The sequence below is a fragment of the Paraburkholderia tropica genome (assembly GCF_014171495.1).
GTDB classification, from domain to species: Bacteria; Pseudomonadota; Gammaproteobacteria; order Burkholderiales; family Burkholderiaceae; genus Paraburkholderia; species Paraburkholderia tropica.
Genome location: NZ_CP049134.1, coordinates 1,949,829 through 1,973,393, shown reverse-complemented (window position 1 = coordinate 1,973,393; position 23,565 = coordinate 1,949,829). Strand labels below are relative to the sequence as shown.

Below are 23,565 nucleotides of genomic sequence, written 5' to 3'. Positions count from 1 at the left end.
AGTTCTTGTCGAATACCGGCTCTCAGGTTCTAGCACGGCCCTCGGAATGGCTAGAACTTTTCAAAGCGTCACGTTCACACGTGACGCTTTTTTTTGCTGTGCGCTAGCGCACGTCCGGCATCAGTCTGCCGGAAAAACAGGAACGCTGTGCGCATGTTTCGCGTTGACGCACAGTGTGGGCAGCGCGCGATGGATGCGCGCTCAACGGTTACGGGCGATTACGCGCGAGCACGCTGCAACCGTTTTTCAAACGCTTGCGTGCGGCGTTTCGCGCAATAAAAAAGGCCGGCATTGCGCCGGCCTTTTCACTTTTGTCGACGCCATCGGCGTGACATCGTGCGCGATCAGGACACCGACTCGCGCTCCGGCGTCGCGGTGATCTTGTGGATCGACAGGTCCGCGCCGTTGTACTCGTCCTCCTGATCGATGCGCAGGCCCACGACCGCACGCAGCGCGCCGTACACGACGAAGCCGCCGAGCGAGGCCATCACGATTCCGCTCAGCGTGCCGACGATCTGCGCGCCCAGCGACACGCCGCCGATGCCGCCCGCCCAGCGCGCGCCGAAAATGCCCGCGGCGATCCCGCCCCACGCGCCGCACAGGCCGTGCAGCGGCCACACGCCGAGCACGTCGTCGATGCGCCAGCGGTTCTGCACGCACGTGAACATATAGACGAACAGCACGCCCGCCACCGCGCCTGTCGCGAGCGCGCCCAGCGGGTGCATGATGTCCGAGCCCGCGCACACAGCCACGAGACCGGCGAGCGGCCCGTTATAGGTGAAGCCCGGGTCGTTGCGGCCCGCGAGCCACGCGGAGAGCGTGCCGCCCACCATCGCCATCAGCGAGTTCACGGCGACGAGGCCGCTGATCTTGTCGATGGTCTGCGCGCTCATCACGTTGAAGCCGAACCAGCCTACGGCCAGCACCCACGCGCCCAGCGCAAGGAACGGAATGTTCGAGGGCGGATGCGCGGCGATGCGGCCGTCGCGCGAGTAGCGGCCATGGCGCGCGCCCAGCAGGATCACGGCGGGCAGCGCGACCCAGCCGCCGAACGCGTGCACGACGACCGAGCCCGCGAAGTCGTGGAACGGCACGCCGAACACGTGCGTGATCGCGTCCTGGTAGTGCAGCCGGTTGTTCCACACCATCCCTTCGAAGAACGGATAGATGAAGCCGACGATCACGAATGTGGCGAATAGTTGCGGATTGAACTTCGAGCGCTCCGCGATGCCGCCCGACACGATGGCCGGAATCGCCGCCGCGAAGGTCAGCAGGAAGAAGAAGCGCACCAGCTGATAGCCGTTGTGCTCGGCGAGCAGATCGGCCGGCGAGAAAAACTGCACACCGTAGGCGATCGTGTAGCCGATGAAGAAGTACGCGATCGTCGAGACCGAGAAGTCGACGAGGATCTTCACGAGCGCGTTGACCTGATTCTTCTTGCGCACCGTGCCGAGTTCGAGGAACGCGAATCCTGCGTGCATCGCGAGCACCATGGCGGCGCCCAGCAGCAGAAAGAGCGTGTCGGTACCGGTCTTGAGAGTGTCCATCCTTGCGTCCTGCGTTTGCCCAAAATAGGAGCGCGTTATGAGCAAGATGTGGGCCAGCTTCGCGCCAAACTGGTGAAAGCACGCTCGCGCGAGGCATTGAAGCGGTGCGCGCATGCACCGGCGCGGCCCCGCTCGCCGCGCTGGATGAGCGTCAGAACGGGGCACGATGGGCCCGCCGCATGGCGCATGCACGATCCGGTGGCACAAAAGCAGTGCTCGCGCGCGAAGTTGGTGAGCGTGCGCGCCAGTTTAGGGCGATTTATTTGTTTTCGCTTTCTGAATCAACGATTTGTCGGCATTTAGAAATGTTCGCCTCGATGGCGGGAGCGAACCGGAAAATGGCGGCCGCAGCGCATTTCCGCCGCACTGGGGGCGCAAACGCCGACATAATGAGCGGATCAAGAACCGTAGCCGTTCACACGCTCCAGGCCGCCACACAATGCGCCTCACCACCAAAGGGCTGTTGCTGATCGCGATTCCCGCCGTTTTCGAGCTGACGCTGCTGTCGGCCATCGTGAAGGCCGAGGCGGACGCGGAAGGCGCCGAGCGCTGGGGCCAGCATAGTCAGGCCGTGCTGGCGCAGGCGTCCCGCGTGCTGGAGCCGGTGCTGGTCGAGTCGGTGCGGCTGCGCGGCGCGGTCGCAACCAACGACGTGAGCTTCAGCACGCCGGTCTCGTTGTGGATGGACGTCGACCGCCGTATCGACCGGCTCGCCGAGCTGGTCGCCGACAATCCTCCCCAGGTCGAGCGCGCGGTGCAGATCCGCCAGACCGTGCAGAGCTACCGGCAATGGTCGGACCGGATCCAGGATCTGCTGCATTCGGGCCGTCGCGCCGATCTCGTCGAGCGCTTTCGCACCTTCACCGACTACGACGTGCTCGACCGCGTGCGCACCCAGGTCTCCGCGTTCCAGACCGAGGAGCGCCGTCTCGACGTGATGCGCGTGACGGCGGCCGAGCAGGCGCGCGCCCAGCAGGAGTCGCTGGTGGTGACGGCGGTGATCGGCTCGATCCTGCTGGTGGGGATCTCGGTGTGGCTGTTCACGCGCGGCGTGCGCGGACGGCTCGACGCGCTCTCCGACAATGCCGGGCGCCTCGCGGGCAACGAGCCGCTCGCGCCGCTTACGAGCGGCAACGACGAGATCGCCCAGCTCGACCTGACGCTGCATCAGATCAGCCAGCGGCTCGTCGAAGCCGAACGCCTGCGCGTGGGTTTCCAGGCCGATCTCGCGCGGCGCGCCGAGCAACTGGCGCGCATTAACGAAAACCTGCGCCAGCAGACGCAGGAAAACGAGATGTTCATCCATAGCGTGTCGCACGATCTGCGTGCGCCGCTGGTCAACCTGCAAGGCTTTTCGCGCGAGCTGCATCACGCCTGCGACGATCTGCGCGACCGCGTCGCGCATTCGTCGCTGACGGCCGAAGCGCGCGAACGCGTCGAGCGCATCATCAACGAGGATATCGGCGAGGCGCTGCGCTATTTGCAGACAGCCGTGCTGCGCGCCTCGCACATCATCGACGCGCTGCTGCGACTCGCGCGCGTGGGGCGCGTGGAGTACCGGCGTCAGCGCGTGAACGTGCAGGAGCTGGTGCAGCGCGTGGTCGACGCCATGCACGCGTCGGTGCGCGCGCGTAACGCCCAGGTGAGCGTGCGCATGCTGCCCGCCGTTTGGGGCGATCCGACCGCGCTGGAGCAGGTGTTCGCGAACCTGATCGGCAATGCGCTCAATTATCTCGATCCGGCGCGCGAAGGGCGCGTGGAGATCGGCGCGGCCGATGCGCCGCCAGGCGTCGAATCGCTGCACATCTTCTACGTCCGCGACAACGGTCTCGGCATTCCCGAAGTGGCGCTGCCGCGGCTGTTTCAGGCGTTCCAGCGCATGCACGGCAACGTTGCGCCGGGCGAGGGCATCGGACTCGCGCTGGTGCGCCGCATGGTCGAGCGGCACGGCGGGCGCGTGTGGGTGGAGTCGGTGGAAGGCGAGGGCACGACGTTCTATCTGTCGTTGCCCGATGCGCTGGCGGTCGTGCCGCCCGCGCCCGGCGACGCGGCGGCGCTGCTGGCCGCGCATGAACGGGAATTGCGCGGCGGCGACGAGAGCGCCGAAGGGCAGCCGCCGGCGCGCCCGGGCGCGCTCAAGGCGACGGGCAAGCTGGCCGTGGCAGGCGGACCGCCGGATGCGGCGGGTGTGTGACGTGAGGTGGGAAGAACGGTAACGCGTTGATGCACGTCAAGCAATCAGCACGCGAAAATCCGCCGGGTCTTGAGCAGTTGGTGACCGCGTATCGACCAGAGACAGCCCGCCACGGCCAGCACGACGACGACGCCCAGCACGGCGTGCGTGCTCAGCGATGTGCCGAACGGCATGCCGGCGGGAGAGACGAAAGCGCGTTCGAGCATGAGCAGCGCACCCCAGAGCGCGATGGCGGCCTGGATCAACATGCGCGTGCCGCGCAGATGGCGGGCGCGTTCGGCGGCCGTGCCGCGACGGTGCGCGCGGCGGCAAAAGAAAGCGATCGCCATCAAGGCGATCACGAGCAACACAATCCAGTCTGTCAGGTCCATCGATGCACTCCCGCAATCCATCCTGGATTGTCGGGAGTGCCTGGCACAAAAACCATCAGACCGGTCCTAAACAGGCGAACGAGATAAGTTAGGGCTCGATGCGCGTGCCCAGCAGCACGAGGAACTGGCGCAGCCATTCCGGATGCGCGGGCCAGGCCGGGGCGGTCACGAAGGGCGCGTCGGTCACGGCGGAATCGATGGCGATATCGGCATATTCGCCGCCCGCGAGCCGCACTTCGGGCGCGCAGGCCGGATAGGCCGAAATGCGCTTGCCGCGGATCACCTCGGCGGCGGCCAGCAACTGCGCCGCATGGCAGATGGCCGCGATCGGCTTGTTCGCGCCCGCGAAGTACTGCACGATTTCAATGACTTTCGGATTCAGCCGCAGATACTCGGGCGCGCGTCCGCCGGCGATGGCGAGCGCGTCGTAGTGCTGGGGATCGATTTCGTCGAAGCTCGCATTCAGCGCGAACTGATGGCCTGGCTTTTCGGTGTAGGTCTGGTCGCCCTCGAAGTCGTGGATCGCCGTCTTGATGCGCTCGCCGGCCTTCTTGCCGGGACACACGGCATCGACCTGATGGCCGATCGCGAGCAGCGCCTGGAACGGCACCATCGTTTCATAGTCCTCGGCGAAATCGCCGGTGAGAAACAGGATCTTCTTGACTGCCATGGCTTGCCTCCTCGGTGGGGTTGCGGTTTGCGCACGTGAAACGCCAAGCGTGGAACATAAACGGGTCTCACGCAGTCTACTCCAGCATGTTTGACGATTTCGCACAGCCCGGCGCGCCGGGCACGCCCACCTTCGCCGACATCGGCTGGCGCACCTACGAGCCGGGCCGCGACGCGGCGTCGCTCGCCGCGGTGTTCCGCGCCGCCGTCAATGAACTGGCGGCGTCGCACTATGACGCACCGCAGCGTGCCGCCTGGTCGACAAGCGCCGACAATCTGTCGGAGTTCGACGCGCGCCTGGCGCGCGGCGTGACGCTGATCGCCGATTACGCGGGCGCGCCGGTGGCGTTCGCGCAGCTCTTTCCGGTCGACCATGTGGAGATGCTCTACGTCGCGCCCGGATGGACGCGGCGCGGGCTGGCGTCGGCGCTGATCGCGCGGCTGGAGGCATTGGCGCGCGAGGCCGAGGCGAGCACGCTCGACACCGACGCCAGCGCGCTCGCGCGGCCCGTGTTCGAGCGCGCGGGTTTTTCTCTCGTTGCAGAAGAACGGGTGCGGCGTGGCAGCGTATCATTGCCGCGTTTTCATCTTTGCAAGCCGCTGCGTGCGGTGTCTTTTTCAGGATGACCATGTATTTGAAGGTATCGAAGCGGGTATCGAAGCACGTAGCGAAGGACCTGTCGCAGCACGCCGACGCCTCGCTTGCGTCCCTTGCGCGTGTGGCACGCATGGCCCTCGCGCCGGCGCTCGTCTGCGCGCTGCTGGCGGGCTGCGAAAAACACGATCAGACGGCGTCCGATCTTGCCAACAAGTCCGCCGACGCCGCGCAGCAAGCCGTGCAGGCCGCGGCGAGCCAGGCGCAGGCGCAAGCCGCGCAGGCGCTCGGCCATGCGGCGAGTTTCGTGAATCAGCAACTCGATTCCGCGCAGCGTCAGCTCGATCACGCGGCGTCGCAGACCCAGGCGACCATCGACTCGCACATACAGTCGCAGGCCGACCGCGCCAGCGACGCGAGCGCCTCCATCGCCCAGAATGCCAGCGACTCCAGCGCCGAACTCGCGTCTCAGGCGCGCGGCCAGTGGCGCGAGGCGGCGAGCGCCGCGCACGCGATGCTCGGCGACGCGGCGGCGGCCACCGGCACGGGTCTCTCGATCGCCGGCCATTCGCTGCAACGCTGGGCCGCGAGCGGCGCGGCGGCGGGCTCGTCGACGGGCGCCAGCCAGTGACGCGGGGCAGCAGGCGCATCGCGTCGTTTGACGAACGGAATTAATGTAATTATTATGGTTACACTTTATCTTGCCGCACGCGCTGCGGCCGCTTCGCTGTGAATACGAGTAGCCGTTTTGCGTTCGCCGTTCACGTGCTCGCGCTGCTGGCGTTGCAGGAAGGCGAGCCCTTGTCCTCGGAGATGATCGCGGGCAGCGTGAACACGAATCCCGCGCTGATCCGCCGTTTGCTGACGATGCTGGCCAACGCCGGGCTCACCACGTCGCAGCTGGGCGCGGGCGGCGGGGCGTTGCTGGCGCGCGAGCCGCGTACGATCACGCTGCTCGAGATCTATCACGCGGTCGACGACGCGCAGCTTTTCGCGATGCACCGCGAGGAGCCAAATCCGGCCTGCATGGTGGGGCGGCATATCCAGCAGTCGCTGCGTGGCGTGATCGACGATGCGCAGCGCGCGATGGAAGCCTCGCTGGCGGCGCGCACGCTCACCGACGTGGTCGAGGACATGCAGCGCAACGAGCGCAAGCTCGAACGCACGCGTGCGCCGAAGGTGCCGCGCCGGGCGTGATCGGGCGGGAAAGCGGGGCCGCGCAGCACGCGACAGGATTTCACCCGACGGGGCTTAGCCCCGTTTTTTAGCCCCAAAACTGTAACTAAATTAGTTACATAAATGCCTTAACTTCAGACAGGAGTCGAACATGAGCCAATCCCTGAAAATCGCGCTTTTTGGCGCCACCGGCATGGTGGGTTCGCGCATCGCCGCCGAAGCGGCACGCCGTGGCCATCAGGTCAGTGCGCTGGTGCGCCAGCCTGAGCGCGTCATCGCCGGCCCGAACGTACAGGCCGCGAAGGCCGATCTGCTCGATGCCGCGAGCGTGGCGGCGGTGCGCGGTCATGACGTGGTGGCGAGCGCCTATGCGCCGCCGTCGGGCCAACTGGGCGATCTGCAGGTCGCAAGCCGCGCACTGGTCGACGGCACGCGCGCCGCGGGCTTGACGCGCCTCGTGGTGGTGGGCGGCGCGGGCTCGCTCGAAGTCGCGCCCGGCAAGCAACTGGTGGATACGGACGGCTTCCCGGACGCCTACAAGCCGATCGCGCTCGCGCACCGCGAGGCACTCGCTTTTTACCGCACGGTGACGGATCTCGACTGGACCTTCTTCGCGCCCGCCGCGCTGATCGCCCCGGGCGAGCGTACCGGCGCGTTCCGCACGGGCACGAACACGCTGATCGCCGACGCGAAGGGTGACAGCCGCATTTCCGCCGAGGATTACGCCATCGCTTTCGTGAACGAACTGGAGCACGCGCACTTCGTGCGCCAGATCGCGACGGTCGCGTATTGATGCGGCGCAGCGTGGAGCCGCGCTTGCCTTCTCCCGCTTGCATTCTGTTACGCACGCGTGAGGCGTGGCCGCGGCGTCTGCGGCTACACTGGAGCGTCCTGATTTCGCCCCTTCGCCATGAATCCATGCTTCGGACGGGACGACGCGGGCGGGACGCCGCAACGCGTGCGGCCGTCCGCGTCGGGTTCCGTGCTGGCTCTGTTTTGGGCTTTCCCGCTCGCGCATTTACTCGCACCGGTCGGCGCGCGGCGCGACCCGCGCGACCTGCGCGGTCTGTGGACGCGCTGCATTCGCTTTGTCATCGGCATCATGCTGGTGAGCGCGCTGGGGCTCGGCCTCGGCCTGTGCGCGCCCGCATTCGCCGCCGGAGCGGCAGCGGCTGCACCCGCTGCGCCGGCCGCTCCGGCCGCCGTGCCGGTGCTCCCCGCGCTGCAAAGCCTCATTACCGGCGCGCCCGCGACTGCGTCGGGCGCGTCCGCCGCCGACGCCGCGTCGGCGCCGTCGCCCGCGAGCCAGGCGGAGTTCACGCGTTCGCTCGACAGCGTCATCAGCACGCTCGACAGCGACAAGCAGCGCAACGCGCTCCTCTCGCAGCTCAAGAAACTGCGTTCAGCGTCCGAGAACGTCGCGCCTGCGCCCGCTTCGGGCGCGGCGGCGAACGCGTCCGGGCTGCTCGGCGCGATCGCCTCCGGCCTCGCCTCGGTGGAAGCCGACGCGCGCCGCGGCCCCAGCCCGCTGCATTACTGGGCGGGCCGCTTCAACGCCGCCGGCATCGAGCTGTACACGATCGCCTCGGGCGGCGAGGGCGAGACGCTCGGCCGCATTCTCTTCGACATGGCGGCGATGCTGCTCGGCTGGGGCGTGTGCGCCGCGACGCTGCGCTGGCTCGAACGCCGCATGCTGCGCCGCTTTTCCGTGCGGGTGGGCCTGCGGCCTAATCCGAGCACCATCGATCTGCTGGTGTTCGTGCTGCATCGCGTCGCGCCGTGGATCGTCGCGTTCATCGGCGCGCTGATCGTCGAGCGTGCGCTGCCGCAGGCGCTCGGGCGCACGATCGGCGTGGTGATCGCCTATGCGATCGTCGCGGGCGCGGTGTTCTCGTCGATCTGTCTGATCATGTTCTCGCTGTTCGGCGCGGGGCATCGGCGCGTGGCCGTCAACGTGCTGATCCACGAGGCGCGCCGGCTGCTGTGGGCGATCGGCGTGCTCGCCGCGCTCGGCGACGCGGCCACCAATTACGAAGTCGCGAGCGAACTGGGCGTCAATCTCGCCGCGCTCGTCTCCACCTGCGCGAACATGACGGCGGCCGTCCTCACGGCGGTGTTCGCGATCGGCTTCCGGCGACCCGTCGCGCATCTGATCCGCAACCGCAGTTATCAGCTGCGTCAGGACCACAAGGCGCTGACCGAAGTCTTCGACGTGCTCGCCTCGCTCTGGCAGCTGCCGATGCTGTTGCTCGCGGCGGCCTCGATCGTGGCGACGCTCGGCGGCATCAGCAGTCACGAAAACGTGCTGCAAATCTCTGTCGTCACCGCGCTGCTGCTGGTGCTCGCGTTCTTCCTCTCGGCGGTGGTGTTCCGCATCACGCGGCCCGACCTCACGCGCGTGCGGCGGCGTTCGCCGTATCTGCGCCGGCTGCTGCGTTTCGCGGGCACGCTGCTGGTGCTGTTCGTCTGGCTCGCGTATTTCGAGTCGTGCGCGCGCCTCTGGGACGTGTCGCTCGCGGCGATCATCGAGGCGAACGTGGCCGCGCGCGGCATCGCCCACGCGATCTTCGCGATTATCTTCACCGTGTTTCTCGCGTGGCTCGTCTGGATCGTGCTCGATACGGCGATTCTCGAAGCGCTCAATCCGAGCGGCCCGCGCACCAAGGGCCGCGCGCCCAGCACGCGTGCGCGCACCATGCTGCCGCTGGTGCGCAACGCGTTGCTCGTGACGATACTCACGATCGCGGGCATCGTTACGGCGGCGAATCTCGGCATCAACGTGACGCCACTGCTGGCCGGTGCGGGCGTGATCGGTCTGGCGATCGGCTTCGGCGCGCAATCGCTCGTGACCGACCTGATCACGGGGCTGTTCATCATCATCGAAGAGACGATTTCGGTGGGCGACTGGATCGATCTCGACAACGGCCATGCGGGCACCGTCGAGCATCTGTCGATTCGCACCGTGCGGCTGCGCGACGGGCAGGGCGCGATTCACGCGATCCCGTTTTCGCAGATCAAGATCGTCAAGAATCTGTCGCGCGATTTTGCGTTCGCGGTGTTCGAGGTGCGCGTGCCGTTTTCCGTCGATCTCGATACGGTCACGCGCATGATCCGCGAAACCGGCGCGGAGCTGGTCGCGGATTTCCGCTATCGGCGCGAGATTCTCGGGCCCGTGGAAGTGTGGGGCCTCGATCGTTTCGATCCGAACTGGATGGTCGTGAAAGGGCAGATCAAGACGCGGCCGTTGCAGCAGTGGAGCGTGGCGCGCGCGTTCAACGCGCGGTTGAAGCGGCATATGGACGAAGCGGGTATCGAGATGCCAGTGCCGCAGATGCAGGTGCATATGTCGCCGCGCGGCGAGGATGCGCGCGATGCCGGCGATCCGGGCGACGGCCCCGAAACCGCAGCGGAGCACGACGAGCACGGCGCGCCGCAGATGCCGGACGAAGCGCACGCTCGCGCCGAGGCGGAATCGAAACAAGCCGCGGCAGCCAGCGATATCGCGACGCGCGGCGTGACGCGCGACGCCTCGCACGAACCGCGTCCCGCGCCGCCGCCGACCGGCAGCCCCGAAGGCGCGCCGCCGCAGATTCCCACCGCCGGACGCAACTGAAACGGCCAGTCAGACCGCGAGCGCGAACGACAACACGTCGTTGACGTGCGTCGCGATCCGCGCGGCCGCAACCCCGTACACATGCAGCGAAACCGTCTGCGCCGCGCTGTCGTTGGCGAGTCGATGCACGTTCTTGCGTCCGGGGCCGCCGAACGCAATTGCGCCGGTTGTCCGTTGCTGCGCGCGCCGGATTTCGGCGACGCCGCGCGACTCGTTCCAGTCGTAGAGCGTTTCGGTGAGCGTGCCGTCGAGCACGGCGTAGCCGCACCACGTGTGATGCGCATGCACCGGGCTCGCATGACCCGGCTGCCAGACCAGCGCGGCGACCGTATAACGGCCGCGCGGATCGGCGGCGATCAGGTGGCGGCGATAGGTGTCGATGTCGGTGCCTGCGGCGGGCAGGCGCTGCGCGGGTGCGACGAGCGCGGCGTCGGCCAGCGCCTGGGCGAGCGCGAAGCGCACGCCTTGCGCGAATGCCGCGCAGCGCGAGGGATTGCTGTGGCTCGCCTCGTCGGCATCGAGGGCATGGGCGCTGGCGTCGAACGCATCGTCCAGCGCGCGGCACAGGCGCGCGACGGCCGCGGCGTGATCGGCGTGGGCGGCGTCCAGCAGCGCGGGGTCGAAGGGAGCATTCATCGGCGGGCCTCGTGTCGCGTGGTTCTCGTCAACAGAGTTATACCGATTGGCACCGAGAAAGAGTTTCCGTTCTTTTTCCCCATTGCGGCGTAAGATAGAAGAAATTTCTATACGACGGGGTAGGTGGGAATGGATATCATCGACAAAAAGCTGGTGGAGCTGCTGCAACAGGATGCCACCATGCCGGTCGCCGAACTGGCGCAGCGCGTCAATCTCTCGCAGACGCCGTGCTGGAAACGCGTGCAGCGCCTCAAGGAAACCGGCGTGATCCGCGCGCAAGTGGCGCTGTGCGATCCGAAGAAGCTGGGCGTTGGCACGACGGTGTTCGTCGCCGTGCGCACCAACCAGCACACCGAGGCGTGGGCGCAGGACTTCACGCGCGCGGTGCAGGATTTTCCCGAGATCGTCGAGGTGTACCGCATGAGCGGCGAGACCGATTACCTGCTGCGCGTGGTGGTGTCCGATATCGACGATTTCGATCGCATCTACAAGCAGTTGATTCGCGCCGTGCCGCTGTTCGACGTGAGTTCGAGTTTCGCGATGGAGCAGATCAAGTATTCGACGGCGTTGCCGGTGCGCGGAACCTGAACGCGTTCGAGCATTGCGCGTGTCGTGCCGGTCGTCATCCGCGTCGCAAGCCGTCTGCAAGGCGCGGCGGCGTAGAATGCCCCTTCCTTCTTCCTTACCTCATCGGGCAGGGCACGCTACATGAACGAGCCGCGCAAGAAGAACCCCACGTTGGGTGTAGGTGTCCTGATCGTGGTGGTGGTGCTGTTCGTGATCGGCACCGTGCTGTTCAATGCGCTGCGCAGCAAGCGCGAATACGACGAGACCGTCGGCGCGCAGGCGAGCCACGCGGCCACCAGCGCGACTGCCTCGCAGGCGAGCAGCGCCACGCAGTAACGCCAAGCGCGGTAAAACCGTTTTACGCCTCCGGCAGATGGATCAGGCTCGCGTCGCGCCGGATCAGCCATGACGCCGCGAGCATCTGCTTGCCTTGATGCGCGAGCAGCTTCAGATCCTGCACGAGTTCGGCGGCCGGGCCGAGCGCGCGCTCCGCGTCGACCACCATGGTGTCGAGTTCGCGCGTCATGCGCTTTGAAATATCGAGCTGATCCTCGGGGACGGCCGTGCCCGCCTCGGTAGCCACGAGATTCTCGCGCACGCAGTCGAACGTGCGTTCCAGCGCGTCGAGCTTCACGTTTTCTGCCGCATCCGCTTCGAGATTCGCGGTGCTGCGCAACAGCGGGGCGGTGGCCGTGATCTGCGAGGCCAGTTCGTGGCTGCGCACCAGTAGGTCGTTGAGTTCGGGCACGAACTTCTGCGCCGACTTCGGTTCGAGCATCATGCGCTGAAACGCCTGGCCGAGATTCGCAAACGCCACGTGCACGTTCTTGCGCGCGAGCCGGTAACGGAAGTCGCGCGCGAGGGCGGGCACGGCGGCCGCGGCTGTCGACGTCTGGGTGCTTTGCGCGGCGGCCTTCGCGCCCACTGCGGCCACAGGCTGGCTGGCGGTGGACGCGTCGTCGGCGTCCAGCACGAGCGCTTCGGAGGCTTGCGAGTTGGCCGCGCCCGCCGCATTGCCGCCCGTCGCGACCGACGCCACGCGCGCCGACGCCTCCGTCAGCATGCCGCCCGCGAAGGCCGGCTGTGGCGCAGTCTTGCGCGCGCTGCGCCACCAGCTGGCTTCGAGATAGCCGCGCGTTGCCGCGATCATGTCGTGCACGAGCTTGCCCATCAGGCGATATTCCCAGTACGGGAACAGATGGCTCGCGCCGATTGCGATCATGCAGCCCACCACCGTGTCGATGGCGCGTTCGCCGATGATGCGCATGCTGCCCGGCGCGAGCAGATGGAACATCAGCAGCACATAAGCCGAGGTGAAGACCACGCTCGCCGTGTAGTTGAACAGCAGCAGGCTGTAGCTCATCACCATCGCCGCGAACATCGAAACGAGCAGCACGAGCGGCTGCTTCACGAGCAGGATCAGCGCGATGCTGGCCACGCAGCCGATCAGCGTGCCGACGATACGCTGCGCGTTGCGCTGGCGCGTGAGCGAGTAGCCGGGTTTCAGAATGATGATGCTCGTCATCACGATCCAGTACGCGTTCGTGAGCGGCAGCAGGCGGCCGAGCCAGAAGCCCACGGCCACGGCGATCGTCACGCGCAGCGCATGGCGAAAGCTCGGCGACGCCATCGTCAGATTCGAGAAGATCTGCAGCCACGAGACGCGCCGGTTCGTCACGAAACGCGTGAGCGCCTCGTCGATCCGCACTTCGGTTTCGGTGGTCGGCACTTCGCTCGCGAGGCTGCGGCGCATGCGGTCGATCAGGCGCGTGGCGCTCCAGATGCGGCGGAACGAGGCCGAGATCGCCGCGTATGCTTCGGGATCTTTCGCGGGCAGATCGCGCTTCTTGAGCAGTTCGAGTTCGTATTCGATCGCGCGCAGTTCGGCCTTCACGTTGACGTTCGCGCGCGGCGCTTCGTTCTGCAGCACCGCGAGGCCGATGTCTTCGAGATCGGCGGCGGCCTTGCGGATCAAGTCGCGATAGAACACCAGCAGATCGGAGCCGCCGAAGGTGTTGCGCACGAGCGGGTAATCGGTGTGCGCGCCCACGAACAGCTCGTGCAGATCGACCGTGTTGATGAAGAGGTTGAAGTGCATCGCCCGGCGCGCGTCGATCCTTCCGCTGCGTAGCTTGGGCAGGTTGCGCAGGACGATGTCGCGCGCCGCGTCCTGGCGCTCGACCGCCGCGATCTGCTTGGCGACGAGATTGCGATAGCACTCGTCGAGATCGTTGTCGAGGTCGTAGAACTGCGCGCGCGCGAGCAGATAGTCGGCGCAGGCGAACACGCTTTCGGCGAGCGCCTGCTGCTCGATGCGATCGAGCATGAGCCTGCTGACGAGCGTGGACCAGCCCGTGTACCAGAGGCCGCCCAGCAGAATCCACAGCGCGTTGATGAGCGCCTGATGCGGCGTGAAGTGCTCCTCGAGCGTCATCACCATCATGAACAGCGTGGCGAAGCTGATCTGCGGCCAGCGATTGCCGTAGACCACGATCAGCGAGAGCACGAAGGTGAGCGGCACGACCGTGGCCCAGAGCGCGATCGGGCTGAAGGTGGCGAGCCCCGTAGCGTACGCGGACAGAAAACCGATCACGCTGCACGCGAGCATCTCGTTGCGCTTGTACTTGAGCGGGCCGGGCATGTCGACCACGCAGGCGCCGAGCGCGCCGGTCGAAATCGTGAAGCCGAGGTCGCTCTTGTCGAGAACGAACAGGCACAGGATGGCCGGCAGCGAAATGCCGACCGCGATGCGCAGACCGCCGTAGAAGTACTGGCTATAGAGGAATTTCCTGATTTCTACGGAGTAGCGCATCGACTGCCGGTGGTGTTCGAATGCGGCTGGGCGCCGCGGACTGTGGCGCTGAGTTTATCGGATTTCGGGCGCGATCTGCCCGTCTCTGTATGCGGGCTTTCCCGCGACGCGGACGCGCGCCTCGACGGGCGGGCGCGTCGAACGAGGCGTGGCCGACGAGCGGCGCAGACGCGGACGCAGACTAATCGACGCTCAGACTCGACGCATCGCCGAGCAGTCCATGCGTGCCGCGGATACGGCGCATGCGCGTGCGATACCAGAAGGTCCACGCGAGCAGCAGGCCGAACACCACGTAGCCGAGGATCGGCGAGACCACCAGGAAGCGCTCGATTGGCCAGGTCGCCGCGAGGTACGTGCGCAGCGCCGCGTCGGCGCACAGGCCCGCGCCCCAGACGAGCGTGAGCAGACGCATTGCGGCACCGAAGCTGCGGTTTTCGCTCCACAGCAGTTCGAGCCGCGCGACGCCTTCGCGCGTTTCGCGCGCGACCGTGGCGCGCGTCAGATAGAACACCAGCGGGCGCCGTGCGAACAGCGAACCGAGGAAGGCCACGCCGATCGCGCCCGAGGCAAGGCTTTCGCGCATCAGCAGCGCACGCGTGCCGCCGCCGAAGGCCATGGCCGCGAGCGAGAGGACAATGCCGAGCAGGATGACGGCCGAGAGTGCGTCGATACGCCGGAAGCGGACGAGTTCGACGGCGCTCCAGGCGAGCGGGGGAATGGCTGAGGCTATCAGGCCGCCGATTTCGCCCCAGTACGGTTGGGCGAGCCGGTAAGCGACCCAGGGCAGCAGCAGATTGACCGCCAGTTCGGCGACGAATGCTGGACGCAGCTTCATGAGGTGCGTGCTCCTTGGAGGGTTGCGGAAAGTATGCGGCAAATGTCCGGTGATCGGCAACGCGTGCCGCACCGACATCGGTTTGGCGGGCCGCATATCGTGTGCCTGACGCGGGCAGTGCAGGGCTCGGGGTTGCGCGGGATCGCATCGCGTGCGCCCGCGTATGCGAAACTGGCGGGCTGATCCTTGACCGACTTGCCATGTTTCCGCGTCCGCCTGTCCCGCTCCACGAAATCGAACTCACCGCCGTCCGGGCGCAGGGCGCGGGCGGCCAGAACGTGAACAAGGTGTCGAGCGCGATTCACCTGCGTTTCGACATCCGCGCCTCGTCGCTGCCCGACGTGCTCAAGATGCGCCTGCTCGCGATCTCGGATCGGCGCGTCACGCACGAGGGCGTGGTCGTCATCAAATCTCAGGAATTCCGCACCGAGGAGCAGAACCGCGCAGCCGCGCTCGAGCGGCTCGAAGCGCTCATCGACAGTGTGAGCGTCACGCGCAAGGCACGGGTGGCGACGCGGCCCACGCGCGCCTCGAAGCAGCGTCGCCTCGACGGCAAGTCGCGTCGAGGCGACGTCAAGGAAGGGCGGCGGCGCGTGCAGGAGTGAGGCGCGCTCTTAGGCGTCAGCGCTCACAGGGCGAAAACGTAGAGCCTGAAAACGAAACGGGCGGCCGCAAAGGGCCGCCCGTCGAGCGTCTGGACCAGCCGGACCGGCGATCAGTGTGCCGTGCTGGGCACGTCGAGGATCAGGACGATGGTCCAGTCGGCGTCGCCTTCATGGTGATACTGACGTTCGGCAACGATAAACGGCTGCTGCTTGCCTTCCGGGCCGAGGAACAGCACGTCGCCTTCCATCGGCATGCATTCGATCGGGGGCAGCGCGAGGAACGCCTCGGTGCCTTTGCCGCGCGGCATCAGCTTTTCGATCTTGCGGGATGCCGCTTCGGTCCATTCGATGTCGAGCTGGATGTTGCTCATCGTTTTTTCTCCGCGCGTGGGGCGCACTAACAGTGGGTGAATTCGAGGTGCGCGACTTTAGCATAACCCGCGCGCGGGCCGGTTCGCAGGCCGATTGGCGTTCGTCCCATGAAAAAAGCCGAGGCCGGATGACCGGCTTCGGCTCGATATGTCTGGCTGGCGGCCCGCGCACCGCGCATTCTGGTAATCGCCCGGCAGCGTGTCGCGCAGAGCACCCATGCGCAGCCGGGCGATCTGCCCGCGAGGGCTTCCGCCAATCCGGCGCCTGACTATGCGCTGGCGCGGGCCGCCTTGCGCATTACTGCGCCGGCTTCTTGTGATGCGGATGCGCACCCCTCTTGTGGTGCTTCATCGGCGCTTCGGACTCCGACTGGGCCGCGGCCTGCTGGCGCGACTGCAGATCTTGCGCGCGTTGCTCGACGTCCGAGGCCCGGGCGGGGTCCGTGCTCATCGTGATGCCGTTCTCCGTTTGTGCGTAGGCGGCGCCCGTCAGCGCGGACAGCGAAACCAGGACTGCGAGGGACACTTTTTTCATCACGACCTCCAAAGGAGTGGTTTATGGACCCAGCCGGAGCCTGCCGAGCAGGATTGGCATGTCATTCTAACGACGAAGTTGTCGCTTCAGATGACATCGCATAAAGCGTGCGCGCATCTGTTACACAATGTTGCACTTGCCGCCGCATGGCCTTCGCGACGCGGCCACGCGCTAGAACCAGCCGATCATCCGATAGACATAAAACTGCGCAATCCCAATCAATTCGTGCAGCGCGACTTCCGCGTCCTGAAGATTCGTCAGGCGCGGCTGGATGCCCGCGCGCACATGACGCACGCTGGAGACGGCCGGCGCAGGCTCCATCTCGAAGCGGTGGAAATCGAGCATCGCGCGCGGCATGTGATAAGCGGAGGTTACAAGGAAGAGCGTATCTGCGCGCTCGGCGTGCACGATCGGCGCGACGTTGCGGGCGTTCTCCCAGGTCGTCAGGCTGCGGTTTTCCAGCACGAGGTCGGCGGGCGGCACGCCGGCGCGCAGCAGCAGGGGCGCGTAGGTGTCGGCTTCGCTGGCGGCGTGATGTTGCGGATTGCCGCCGCTCACGATCACACGGCAGACGCGTCCGGCGACCCGGCAACGCGCGTCGAGCGAGGCGGCGAGCGCGATGCGCGCGTAGACGTCGTGCTTGGGCACGAGCGTGCCGTCGTCGCCGGTTTCGGTGCCGCCGCCGAGCATGACGATCGCGGTGCGCGCGCCGAATGCCTCAAGCGGCGTCGCGGCCGGATCGTAGGGAGTACGATAGGACGAGGGCTGCGCCAGGTCGACGAGCGGTAGCGCAAGCCAGCCGGTCGCGAGGAGTCCGAACAGGACAATCGCGACGCCTGCGACAAGTCGGCGTCCGTTGCGCCACAGCACGAATAGCGCAATGACCAGGAAAAATAATCCGATTAGTATCAATTTGAATGAGGTAACGTATTGTTTTCGGGATGAAGCGTGCATTGCGCGCGTGCGCCGCGACAGCGGCAGCCGCGTCAGGCACGCCGGAAGCGAGGGCCAGCGGGCTTCGGGCCGCAAGTACGGCTGAGGCTTTCCGCGGGGCCCCGAATAACCTGCAGTCCGTGCCACGGCGCAAGGCACGGCGGCGCGCGCGGCTCCACGCCTCGCAGCGCGCCTGTTTCGCGCCGCAGCAGGCGGGATTGCCGCAGGACTGCATTTTAAGAAAGAAGTGAGATGACCACGTATTCCAACGAAGCAGTACTCGAAGCGCTGCGGCGGGTGCAGTATCGGCAGGTCCCGTGGGCGCGCCGTCCTGAAGTCTTTCAATATCTGCGCAACCTCGGTCTCATGGATACCGTCAGGCAGCGCACCGTCGCGCCGGCGCCCGGTTTTCACGCTCCCGTCGATATCGCCGTGCTGACCGACCGCGGTCGCGCCGAATTCGCGCGCCTCGCCCGCGACGAGCGCACGCTCCACTGGACCGATCAGCGCATGGCCGATTACGTCGACGAAAGCGCGCCGCAATCGTCCGCGGCCGAAGTGCGTTCCTAGCCACGGGCGCACGCCTTCGGGCAACGCTGCCTGCCCGCTCGGGCGCGACTGCGGCACAGGCCAGTCGCCGTCATCCGCGTTCCCGTTTTTACCCAGCCAAAAAAAAGCCCGCATCGAAAGATACGGGCTTACCGGAATTACTGCTGCCACGCTGTGCTTAATGGCATGGGAGTAGACCGGTTTTGGGCACAAGAGGTTCCCTGTTTCGCGCGAGCTTTGCGCGCCGGGTGCGCGAAATGCTGTTGCGCGCTTCCGGTCGGGCTCGCATGCCGCTCAGCGATGCGCTCAGCGGTATGCGTCAGCGACGCGAATCGCCGCCCTGCGCCGGACGCGACGGACCGCTGCGGCGGGCGTTGTCGGCAATATCGCCGCGCAGGTCGCCGCGCGGAACAGGTTCGTTGACGCGTTCGGGCACGCCGCCGGCTTCCGGCGGCCAGGCGTGTGCGCCGGTGCGCGAGATCCCCCAACTGGCTTCGCCGGGACGCGGTGGCTGGGCCGTGGCGGTCAACGAGAGCGTCGTCGATACCAGCGGCGCGAGCAGAGCAAGGGCGGACAGCGAAACCATGACGCCCCGATTGCGCAGAATCATGGATTTCATGGCAGCCTCCCGTCAGAACGGGCTGTTGACGTTTGTAGACATGCTCCTACGCTACCGTCAGAGGCGAAAGCGCGCTGTAAATATTGGTAAAGAGATGTTTCGCGCGCACCGATTTCGGGCGTGCAAGGCGCGTGAGGGTGCGTGAGAGCGCGTTGATCGTCGAAGCAGGCGAGGGACGAGCGCGATCCACCGCAGCGAACAGGTTCGATGCAGTCGCGACGTCGCGTTTCAGGAAGGGAGTCCGCGGCAGGCGCCGTTGCGGATGAATCGCCGGACGCGCGAGGCGTCCGGCGGCAGAAAGCGGGAGGTCGTGCCGGTCAGGTTCCGGCAGGCGGGCGGCTCAGCGCGCGCTCAAGCCATCTTGACGGGCGCGCGCCACGACTCCGGGTTGGTCCAGAACGCGCCGCGCAGACGATCGCGGCTCGGCGGTGCCGGCGGCTTCGTGGCGGTGGCGCCAATGCGTCCGCGCAGCGAAATTTCGCGACCGCTCGTGCCGAGGCGCTTCACGATCTCGGCGAGCGTGCCGTCGGCTTGCCACTCGTCGAAACGGCGGCGGCAGGTAGGCGGCGAGGGGTAGCGGCCCGGCAGCTTGGACCAGCCTTCACCGGTCGACAGCACCCACAGCACTGCGTTGACCACTGCACGCGCCTCGACGCGAGGCCGTCCGCGTCGTTCGCTACGTGCCGGTTCTGCACAGAACAATGCCTCGACCAGCGCCCACTCGTTGTCTCTCAAATCGTCGAACAGCATCATGTTTCACCTCAGCGAAGCTATCTCCGGTGCGCTGCCCCGCGCTGCGCACTCTTCATGTACTTCCGGCCGGTTGGCGGAGTACCAGGCGGAATCGGTTGTGGACGGGCTAATCTCGAAAAGCGACGGACCGTCCGCCGATCCTGTGTCTGCCTTAATGCGAGAAGCGTGCCAGCTCGCACGCTTTCGTCTCGAAGCCGCGTGGCATCAAGCCCGCGCGGGTGCTTGCCAGGGGCGTATGAGACTCGAAAACGCATCGTCGGGAAATCGGGAGAATCACCAATCTTGTGCAAACAGGCCCTCCAGGCGTGCGATCCAGGCCGATTGCTGCACTGCGTCGAATAATGGGCTGTGAGATTCACGCGACGGTAACGATCGGCGCGCCTCGCCAAAGCTGTCATAAAATTGCATGAATACGAACAATTAATGAGGCGGGTAGATGAATGTGACGTTGCGGCAGTTGCGGGTGTTTATCGAAGTCGCGCGCCTGCACAGCTTCAGCCGCGCGGGGGATGAAATCGGCCTGACGCAGTCGGCGGTGAGCCGCTGCGTGCGTGAGCTGGAAGCGGAGATGGGCGTGAAGCTCGTCGATCGCACGACGCGCGAGGTGCAGCTCACCGATGTCGGCGCGAATCTGATCGCGAGCATTCCGCGTCTGATCGGCGACCTCGACGACGCGCTGCGCGAGATCCGCGAAATTGGCGAGCAGCGGCGCGGCCGCGTGGTGGTGGCCGCGAGCCCGACGGTCGCGTGCCGCCTGATGCCCGAGGTGGTGGCGGCGTGCGGGCGGCGGTTTCCGTATGTGACGCTGGGCCTGCGCGACGACGTGCAGAGCGACGTGGTGCGCAAGGTGCGCTCGGGCGAGGTGGATTTCGGCGTGATCATCGGGCCGCTCGGCGCCCAGCCGGTCGCCGACGATCTGGAAACCGAGCTGCTGACGACCGACTCGTTCTGCGTCGTGGTGCGCGACGATCATGCGCTCGCACAGCGCGACGCGGTGAGCTGGCAGGCGCTCGACGGCGAGCGGCTCGTGATGCTCGATCATGCGTCCGGCAGCCGGCCGCTGATCGACGCGGTGATGCGCGAGCAGGGCGTGCACGCGCGCGTCGTGCAGGAACTCGGCCATCCGGCGACGGTGTTCGGCCTCGTCGAGGCCGGCGTGGGCGTGAGCGTGCTGCCGTGGCTCGCGCTGCCGGTGCCTTCGGGATCGTCGCTGGTGGCGCGCCCGCTCGTGCCGCGCGCCGAGCGCACCGTCGAACTCGTGCGGCGGCGCGAGCGTTCGCTGTCGCCGGCCGCCGAGGCGGTCTGGACGCTGATCCGCGAACTCGATGCCCGCCCGGAGGCGTCGCGCGGGGCGGGATAGCGGCGGGGATAGAGACGGGCATAGATTCGCGGACAACGGCGCAGATGGCGGCGGGGCGGGGCGTCGTTCAAAAAAATCGCGCGCTACACTGTCGAGCTTTACCCGCTGCCGCGTCCGGCCCGCATCCGGTTCGCATTCGGCCCGCATCCGGTTCTGGTCCGGCTGCTCGCACGTGGTCCGCTTTCAACCCGCCAAGGAAGGCTCGATGTCCGCTTCGTCCCCGTCGTCTGCTTCGGTTTCGCCTGACTCCCCGCACAACGCACCCGCTGCACCCGCAGCGCCCGCCGGATCGAGCCTCGCGCGCGACGCCGTGCGCGCGCTGCGCTCCTCGCAGATCCGCGAAGTGGCCAACGCGGGTTTCGGCGTCGCGGACGTGCTGCCGTTCTGGTTCGGCGAGTCGGACCGCACGACGCCGTCGTTCATCCGCGAGGCCGCCGCGCAGGCGCTCACGCGCGGCGACACCTTCTACACGCACAACCTCGGCATCGCGCCGCTGCGCGAAGCGCTGGCGCGCTACGTGAGCGCGCTGCACGGCCCGACGTCCGCCGACAACATTGCGGTGACGAGCGCCGGCGTGAACGCGCTGATGCTCGCGGCGCAACTGGTGGTGGGCGCGGGCGACCGCGTCGTGGCGGTCACGCCGCTGTGGCCGAATCTCGTTGAGATTCCGAAGATTCTGGGCGCCTCGGTCGAGACGGTCTCGCTCGGCTACGGCGAGCGCGGCTGGACGCTCGACCTCGACGCGCTGCTCGCGGCACTGACGCCCGGCACCAGGATGCTGATGATCAACTCGCCGAACAACCCCACCGGCTGGGTGATGACGCGCGACGAGCAGCAGGCCGTGCTGGCGCATTGCCGCCGCCACGGCATCTGGATCGTCGCCGATGAAGTCTACGAGCGGCTCTACTACGGCGAGGCGGGCGAACTCGCCGCGCCGTCGTTTCTCGATCTGGCCTCGCGCGACGAACGCCTGATCTGCGTGAATTCGTTCTCGAAGGCGTGGCTGATGACCGGCTGGCGGCTCGGCTGGATGGTCGCCCCGCGCACCTTGATGGACGATCTGGGCAAGCTGGTCGAGTACAACACCTCGTGCGCGCCGTCGTTCGTGCAGCAGGCGGGCATCGTCGCCGTCGAGCAGGGCGAGGCCTCGACGCGCGCGCTGGTCGCCGATCTGCGTGCGTCGCGCGACCATCTCGCGGCGGCGCTCGCGCGGCTGCCCGGCGTCGACGTGAAGGTGCCGCATGGCGCGATGTACCTGTTTTTCCGGCTCGCGGGCGCCGAGCGCAGTCTCGATCTGTGCAAGTCGCTGGTGCGCGAGGCGGGTCTCGGGCTCGCACCCGGCAGCGCGTTCGGGCCGCAAGGCGAAGGTTTCGTGCGCTGGTGCTACGCCTGCGATCCGGCGCGGCTCGACGCGGGCGTCGAACGGCTCGCGCGGTATCTGGAGCGCGGTGCCGATCAGCAGGGCGCACGCTGAAATTGCACGGTCATGCGTGTCGCATCGCTCGATACGCTATTGACGCAAACGGGTTAAAACGCGCCTGAAGCCGTCTTTACGCACCCGGCGTTTTTGCGTAAGATGGCGCTCAGTCACGCGATTCCCTGCGGGAATTTCGCTGCTCCGTCCGGCTGGGTCTGGCACTTTGCCTGCTTCTGCGTTGTTTGCGGCCCCCCGGTGCGTGCTCCCATCAATATGACCGATCAGAATCGGGCGAGCGCGTCTCCAGTTCCACTTCGTCTCTGTCTGTCTGATCCGGTTCCTTGAACCTGGTTTACCTTACTTAGGGTCTGAGCTGGCTGCATGAATACCCAAGAGGCGAAAATCGTCCTCGAGACTGCATTGATCTGCACGCAGGAGCCGCTGAAAATCGGCGATCTGCGCAAACTGTTTGCCGACGATATTTCGGCCGACACGGTCCGTAACCTGCTCGAAGACCTGCGTCACGACTGGTCCGGGCGTGGCGTCGAACTGGTGGGCCTCGCGTCCGGCTGGCGCTTTCAGAGCAAGCCGGCCATGCGCACTTACCTCGACCGCCTGCATCCCGAAAAGCCGCCGCGTTATTCGCGCGCGGTGCTCGAGACGCTCGCGATCATCGCGTACCGGCAGCCGGTCACGCGCGGCGATATCGAAGAGATTCGCGGGGTGACCGTCAATACGCAGGTCGTCAAACAGCTCGAAGACCGTAACTGGATCGAAGTCATCGGTCATCGCGACGTACCCGGACGTCCCGCGCTTTATGCCACGACGCGTCAGTTTCTCGACGATCTCGGCCTGAAGTCGCTCGAAGAACTGCCGCCGCTCGACGATCCGTCGAATCAGCTCGGCGAGCAGTTGCTCGCGCAGCATGCGATCGAGTTTCCGGACAGCGAAGTGGCACAGCTGATCGCCGCGGGTGCGCCCGAAGGCGAGGCGGCGCAAGCCGCCGCGGCGGACGCAACGGGCATGGCCGATGCGTCCGTGCAGGAAAGTGCGCCGGATAGCGTGGAACACGCGCAAGCCGGCGTGGAAGCGGTCGAAGACGCGGTGGATGACATCGCGGTGGCGCATCAGGACGCGCCGGCCAGCGACCACGCCGTGGCCGAAGCGCAAGCTGGCGTGCAGAGTATGGATAGCGCGGCGAATGTAGACGAAGCCGGCGCCGAGGCAGACGTCATCGTCGATGCCTTGGACGAACACGCGGCGCATACGCCGTCCGTCCACGCGGATCGCGCCGACGCGCACATCACGGAGCCCGCCGGCCACCTTGCCGGCACGCCCGCAGAAGAAAACGAAGACCGCCGCGACGCGGCGCAGGACGACCCCGTCTGAGGACGGACAACGTAGCCGC

At 66.8% G+C, this 23,565-nt stretch carries 23 protein-coding genes and 1 pseudogene; 13 read left to right on the top strand and 11 right to left on the bottom strand.

Annotated features, from left to right (window positions below):
• Nucleotides 1–344 precede the first annotated feature (344 nt).
• On the bottom strand, nt 345–1,547 hold the full coding sequence (locus G5S35_RS08935; RefSeq protein ID WP_065061207.1) for an ammonium transporter: 1,203 nt from the start codon (nt 1,545–1,547) through the stop codon (nt 345–347).
• 439 nt (nt 1,548–1,986) lie between these two features.
• Here G5S35_RS08935 and G5S35_RS08930 point away from each other — a divergent pair, with 439 nt between their 5' ends.
• Nucleotides 1,987–3,741: a sensor histidine kinase gene (locus tag G5S35_RS08930; RefSeq protein ID WP_110329347.1), complete on the top strand. Its 1,755-nt coding sequence runs from the start codon at nt 1,987–1,989 to the stop codon at nt 3,739–3,741.
• A gap of 44 nt (nt 3,742–3,785) precedes the next feature.
• On the opposite strand, the gene G5S35_RS08925 is transcribed toward G5S35_RS08930, so the two are convergent.
• Both G5S35_RS08925 and G5S35_RS08920 read right to left on the bottom strand, forming a co-directional pair.
• Complete coding sequence (locus G5S35_RS08925) at nt 3,786–4,112, bottom strand: hypothetical protein (RefSeq protein WP_065061208.1); 327 nt, start codon at nt 4,110–4,112, stop codon at nt 3,786–3,788.
• Nucleotides 4,113–4,200: 88 nt separating this feature from the next.
• A complete protein-coding gene (locus G5S35_RS08920; protein ID WP_074986311.1) occupies nt 4,201–4,782 on the bottom strand; it encodes a DJ-1/PfpI family protein in 582 nt (193 codons plus the stop codon).
• Between the two features lie 86 nt (nt 4,783–4,868).
• Here G5S35_RS08920 and G5S35_RS08915 point away from each other — a divergent pair, with 86 nt between their 5' ends.
• The 5 genes from G5S35_RS08915 to G5S35_RS08895 all read left to right on the top strand — a co-directional run bounded on the left by G5S35_RS08915 (nt 4,869) and on the right by G5S35_RS08895 (nt 10,165).
• Nucleotides 4,869–5,408: a GNAT family N-acetyltransferase gene (locus G5S35_RS08915; protein WP_080180547.1), complete on the top strand. Its 540-nt coding sequence runs from the start codon at nt 4,869–4,871 to the stop codon at nt 5,406–5,408.
• Between the two features lie 2 nt (nt 5,409–5,410).
• On the top strand, nt 5,411–6,007 hold the full coding sequence (locus G5S35_RS08910; protein ID WP_074986309.1) for a hypothetical protein: 597 nt from the start codon (nt 5,411–5,413) through the stop codon (nt 6,005–6,007).
• Nucleotides 6,008–6,105: 98 nt separating this feature from the next.
• Nucleotides 6,106–6,573: an Rrf2 family transcriptional regulator gene (locus G5S35_RS08905; RefSeq protein ID WP_074986307.1), complete on the top strand. Its 468-nt coding sequence runs from the start codon at nt 6,106–6,108 to the stop codon at nt 6,571–6,573.
• A gap of 130 nt (nt 6,574–6,703) precedes the next feature.
• On the top strand, nt 6,704–7,345 hold the full coding sequence (locus tag G5S35_RS08900; RefSeq protein ID WP_124260809.1) for an NAD(P)-dependent oxidoreductase: 642 nt from the start codon (nt 6,704–6,706) through the stop codon (nt 7,343–7,345).
• A gap of 117 nt (nt 7,346–7,462) precedes the next feature.
• Entirely contained in the window at nt 7,463–10,165 is a 2,703-nt protein-coding gene (locus G5S35_RS08895) for a mechanosensitive ion channel domain-containing protein (RefSeq protein WP_408583666.1), read from the top strand.
• Nucleotides 10,166–10,174: 9 nt separating this feature from the next.
• Here the strand turns inward: G5S35_RS08895 and G5S35_RS08890 are convergent, their stop codons facing one another.
• The gene (locus G5S35_RS08890; protein ID WP_110329344.1) at nt 10,175–10,801 is read right to left on the bottom strand and encodes a cysteine dioxygenase family protein; all 627 of its coding nucleotides are present in this window, start codon (nt 10,799–10,801) and stop codon (nt 10,175–10,177) included.
• Between the two features lie 129 nt (nt 10,802–10,930).
• Between G5S35_RS08890 and G5S35_RS08885 the strand changes: the two genes are divergently transcribed.
• Nucleotides 10,931–11,389: an Lrp/AsnC family transcriptional regulator gene (locus tag G5S35_RS08885; protein ID WP_167371424.1), complete on the top strand. Its 459-nt coding sequence runs from the start codon at nt 10,931–10,933 to the stop codon at nt 11,387–11,389.
• A gap of 120 nt (nt 11,390–11,509) precedes the next feature.
• Complete coding sequence (locus G5S35_RS08880) at nt 11,510–11,704, top strand: hypothetical protein (RefSeq protein WP_183038218.1); 195 nt, start codon at nt 11,510–11,512, stop codon at nt 11,702–11,704.
• Between the two features lie 22 nt (nt 11,705–11,726).
• Here the strand turns inward: G5S35_RS08880 and G5S35_RS08875 are convergent, their stop codons facing one another.
• Both G5S35_RS08875 and G5S35_RS08870 read right to left on the bottom strand, forming a co-directional pair.
• Entirely contained in the window at nt 11,727–14,180 is a 2,454-nt protein-coding gene (locus tag G5S35_RS08875; RefSeq protein WP_183038217.1) for an FUSC family protein, read from the bottom strand.
• Nucleotides 14,181–14,361: 181 nt separating this feature from the next.
• Nucleotides 14,362–15,015, bottom strand: a complete 654-nt coding sequence (locus G5S35_RS08870) for a VC0807 family protein (RefSeq protein WP_065061217.1) — start codon at nt 15,013–15,015, stop codon at nt 14,362–14,364.
• A gap of 200 nt (nt 15,016–15,215) precedes the next feature.
• Between G5S35_RS08870 and arfB the strand changes: the two genes are divergently transcribed.
• On the top strand, nt 15,216–15,620 hold the full coding sequence (gene arfB / locus G5S35_RS08865) for an alternative ribosome rescue aminoacyl-tRNA hydrolase ArfB (protein WP_183038216.1): 405 nt from the start codon (nt 15,216–15,218) through the stop codon (nt 15,618–15,620).
• Between the two features lie 110 nt (nt 15,621–15,730).
• Here the strand turns inward: arfB and G5S35_RS08860 are convergent, their stop codons facing one another.
• The 3 genes from G5S35_RS08860 to G5S35_RS08850 form a co-directional block, all read right to left on the bottom strand.
• Nucleotides 15,731–15,991 carry a DNA-binding protein gene (locus G5S35_RS08860; protein WP_065061250.1) on the bottom strand — a complete coding sequence of 87 codons (261 nt, stop codon included), beginning with the start codon at nt 15,989–15,991 and terminating at the stop codon, nt 15,731–15,733.
• Between the two features lie 298 nt (nt 15,992–16,289).
• Entirely contained in the window at nt 16,290–16,526 is a 237-nt protein-coding gene (locus tag G5S35_RS08855; protein WP_183038215.1) for a hypothetical protein, read from the bottom strand.
• Between the two features lie 171 nt (nt 16,527–16,697).
• Nucleotides 16,698–17,396, bottom strand: coding sequence for a YdcF family protein (locus G5S35_RS08850; protein WP_074986303.1), 699 nt, complete (start codon nt 17,394–17,396; stop codon nt 16,698–16,700).
• 315 nt (nt 17,397–17,711) lie between these two features.
• Between G5S35_RS08850 and G5S35_RS08845 the strand changes: the two genes are divergently transcribed.
• Complete coding sequence (locus G5S35_RS08845) at nt 17,712–18,029, top strand: hypothetical protein (RefSeq protein WP_065061221.1); 318 nt, start codon at nt 17,712–17,714, stop codon at nt 18,027–18,029.
• 298 nt (nt 18,030–18,327) lie between these two features.
• On the opposite strand, the gene G5S35_RS08840 is transcribed toward G5S35_RS08845, so the two are convergent.
• Together G5S35_RS08840 and G5S35_RS08835 are read right to left on the bottom strand one after the other, a co-directional pair.
• On the bottom strand, nt 18,328–18,627 hold the full coding sequence (locus G5S35_RS08840) for a hypothetical protein (protein WP_065061222.1): 300 nt from the start codon (nt 18,625–18,627) through the stop codon (nt 18,328–18,330).
• Between the two features lie 354 nt (nt 18,628–18,981).
• Nucleotides 18,982–19,377: pseudogene (locus tag G5S35_RS08835) on the bottom strand (transposase); the annotation flags it as partial.
• Nucleotides 19,378–19,816: 439 nt separating this feature from the next.
• Between G5S35_RS08835 and G5S35_RS08830 the strand changes: the two are divergent.
• The 3 genes from G5S35_RS08830 (at nt 19,817) to scpB (ending at nt 23,546) form a co-directional block, all read left to right on the top strand.
• Nucleotides 19,817–20,740 carry a LysR family transcriptional regulator gene (locus tag G5S35_RS08830; protein ID WP_065061223.1) on the top strand — a complete coding sequence of 308 codons (924 nt, stop codon included), beginning with the start codon at nt 19,817–19,819 and terminating at the stop codon, nt 20,738–20,740.
• A 205-nt stretch (nt 20,741–20,945) separates the two neighbouring features.
• Nucleotides 20,946–22,214, top strand: a complete 1,269-nt coding sequence (locus G5S35_RS08825) for a pyridoxal phosphate-dependent aminotransferase (protein ID WP_082992016.1) — start codon at nt 20,946–20,948, stop codon at nt 22,212–22,214.
• 324 nt (nt 22,215–22,538) lie between these two features.
• Nucleotides 22,539–23,546, top strand: coding sequence for an SMC-Scp complex subunit ScpB (scpB, locus tag G5S35_RS08820; protein WP_237181272.1), 1,008 nt, complete (start codon nt 22,539–22,541; stop codon nt 23,544–23,546).
• Nucleotides 23,547–23,565 lie beyond the last annotated feature (19 nt).

Coding starts and splice junctions, on each gene's coding strand:
- G5S35_RS08910 (WP_074986309.1), top strand. CDS start 5,411: ATGTATTTGAAGGTATCGAAGCGGGTATCGAAGCACGTAGCGAAGGAC.
- G5S35_RS08900 (WP_124260809.1), top strand. CDS start 6,704: ATGAGCCAATCCCTGAAAATCGCGCTTTTTGGCGCCACCGGCATGGTG.
- scpB (WP_237181272.1), top strand. CDS start 22,539: ATGAATACCCAAGAGGCGAAAATCGTCCTCGAGACTGCATTGATCTGC.
- G5S35_RS08855 (WP_183038215.1), bottom strand. CDS start 16,526: ATGAAAAAAGTGTCCCTCGCAGTCCTGGTTTCGCTGTCCGCGCTGACG.
- G5S35_RS08885 (WP_167371424.1), top strand. CDS start 10,931: ATGGATATCATCGACAAAAAGCTGGTGGAGCTGCTGCAACAGGATGCC.
- G5S35_RS08890 (WP_110329344.1), bottom strand. CDS start 10,801: ATGAATGCTCCCTTCGACCCCGCGCTGCTGGACGCCGCCCACGCCGAT.
- G5S35_RS08935 (WP_065061207.1), bottom strand. CDS start 1,547: ATGGACACTCTCAAGACCGGTACCGACACGCTCTTTCTGCTGCTGGGC.
- G5S35_RS08830 (WP_065061223.1), top strand. CDS start 19,817: ATGAATGTGACGTTGCGGCAGTTGCGGGTGTTTATCGAAGTCGCGCGC.
- G5S35_RS08925 (WP_065061208.1), bottom strand. CDS start 4,112: ATGGACCTGACAGACTGGATTGTGTTGCTCGTGATCGCCTTGATGGCG.
- G5S35_RS08920 (WP_074986311.1), bottom strand. CDS start 4,782: ATGGCAGTCAAGAAGATCCTGTTTCTCACCGGCGATTTCGCCGAGGAC.
- G5S35_RS08880 (WP_183038218.1), top strand. CDS start 11,510: ATGAACGAGCCGCGCAAGAAGAACCCCACGTTGGGTGTAGGTGTCCTG.
- G5S35_RS08845 (WP_065061221.1), top strand. CDS start 17,712: ATGACCACGTATTCCAACGAAGCAGTACTCGAAGCGCTGCGGCGGGTG.
- G5S35_RS08860 (WP_065061250.1), bottom strand. CDS start 15,991: ATGAGCAACATCCAGCTCGACATCGAATGGACCGAAGCGGCATCCCGC.
- G5S35_RS08930 (WP_110329347.1), top strand. CDS start 1,987: ATGCGCCTCACCACCAAAGGGCTGTTGCTGATCGCGATTCCCGCCGTT.
- G5S35_RS08895 (WP_408583666.1), top strand. CDS start 7,463: ATGAATCCATGCTTCGGACGGGACGACGCGGGCGGGACGCCGCAACGC.
- arfB (WP_183038216.1), top strand. CDS start 15,216: ATGTTTCCGCGTCCGCCTGTCCCGCTCCACGAAATCGAACTCACCGCC.
- G5S35_RS08840 (WP_065061222.1), bottom strand. CDS start 18,627: ATGAAATCCATGATTCTGCGCAATCGGGGCGTCATGGTTTCGCTGTCC.
- G5S35_RS08875 (WP_183038217.1), bottom strand. CDS start 14,180: ATGCGCTACTCCGTAGAAATCAGGAAATTCCTCTATAGCCAGTACTTC.
- G5S35_RS08825 (WP_082992016.1), top strand. CDS start 20,946: ATGTCCGCTTCGTCCCCGTCGTCTGCTTCGGTTTCGCCTGACTCCCCG.
- G5S35_RS08870 (WP_065061217.1), bottom strand. CDS start 15,015: ATGAAGCTGCGTCCAGCATTCGTCGCCGAACTGGCGGTCAATCTGCTG.
- G5S35_RS08915 (WP_080180547.1), top strand. CDS start 4,869: ATGTTTGACGATTTCGCACAGCCCGGCGCGCCGGGCACGCCCACCTTC.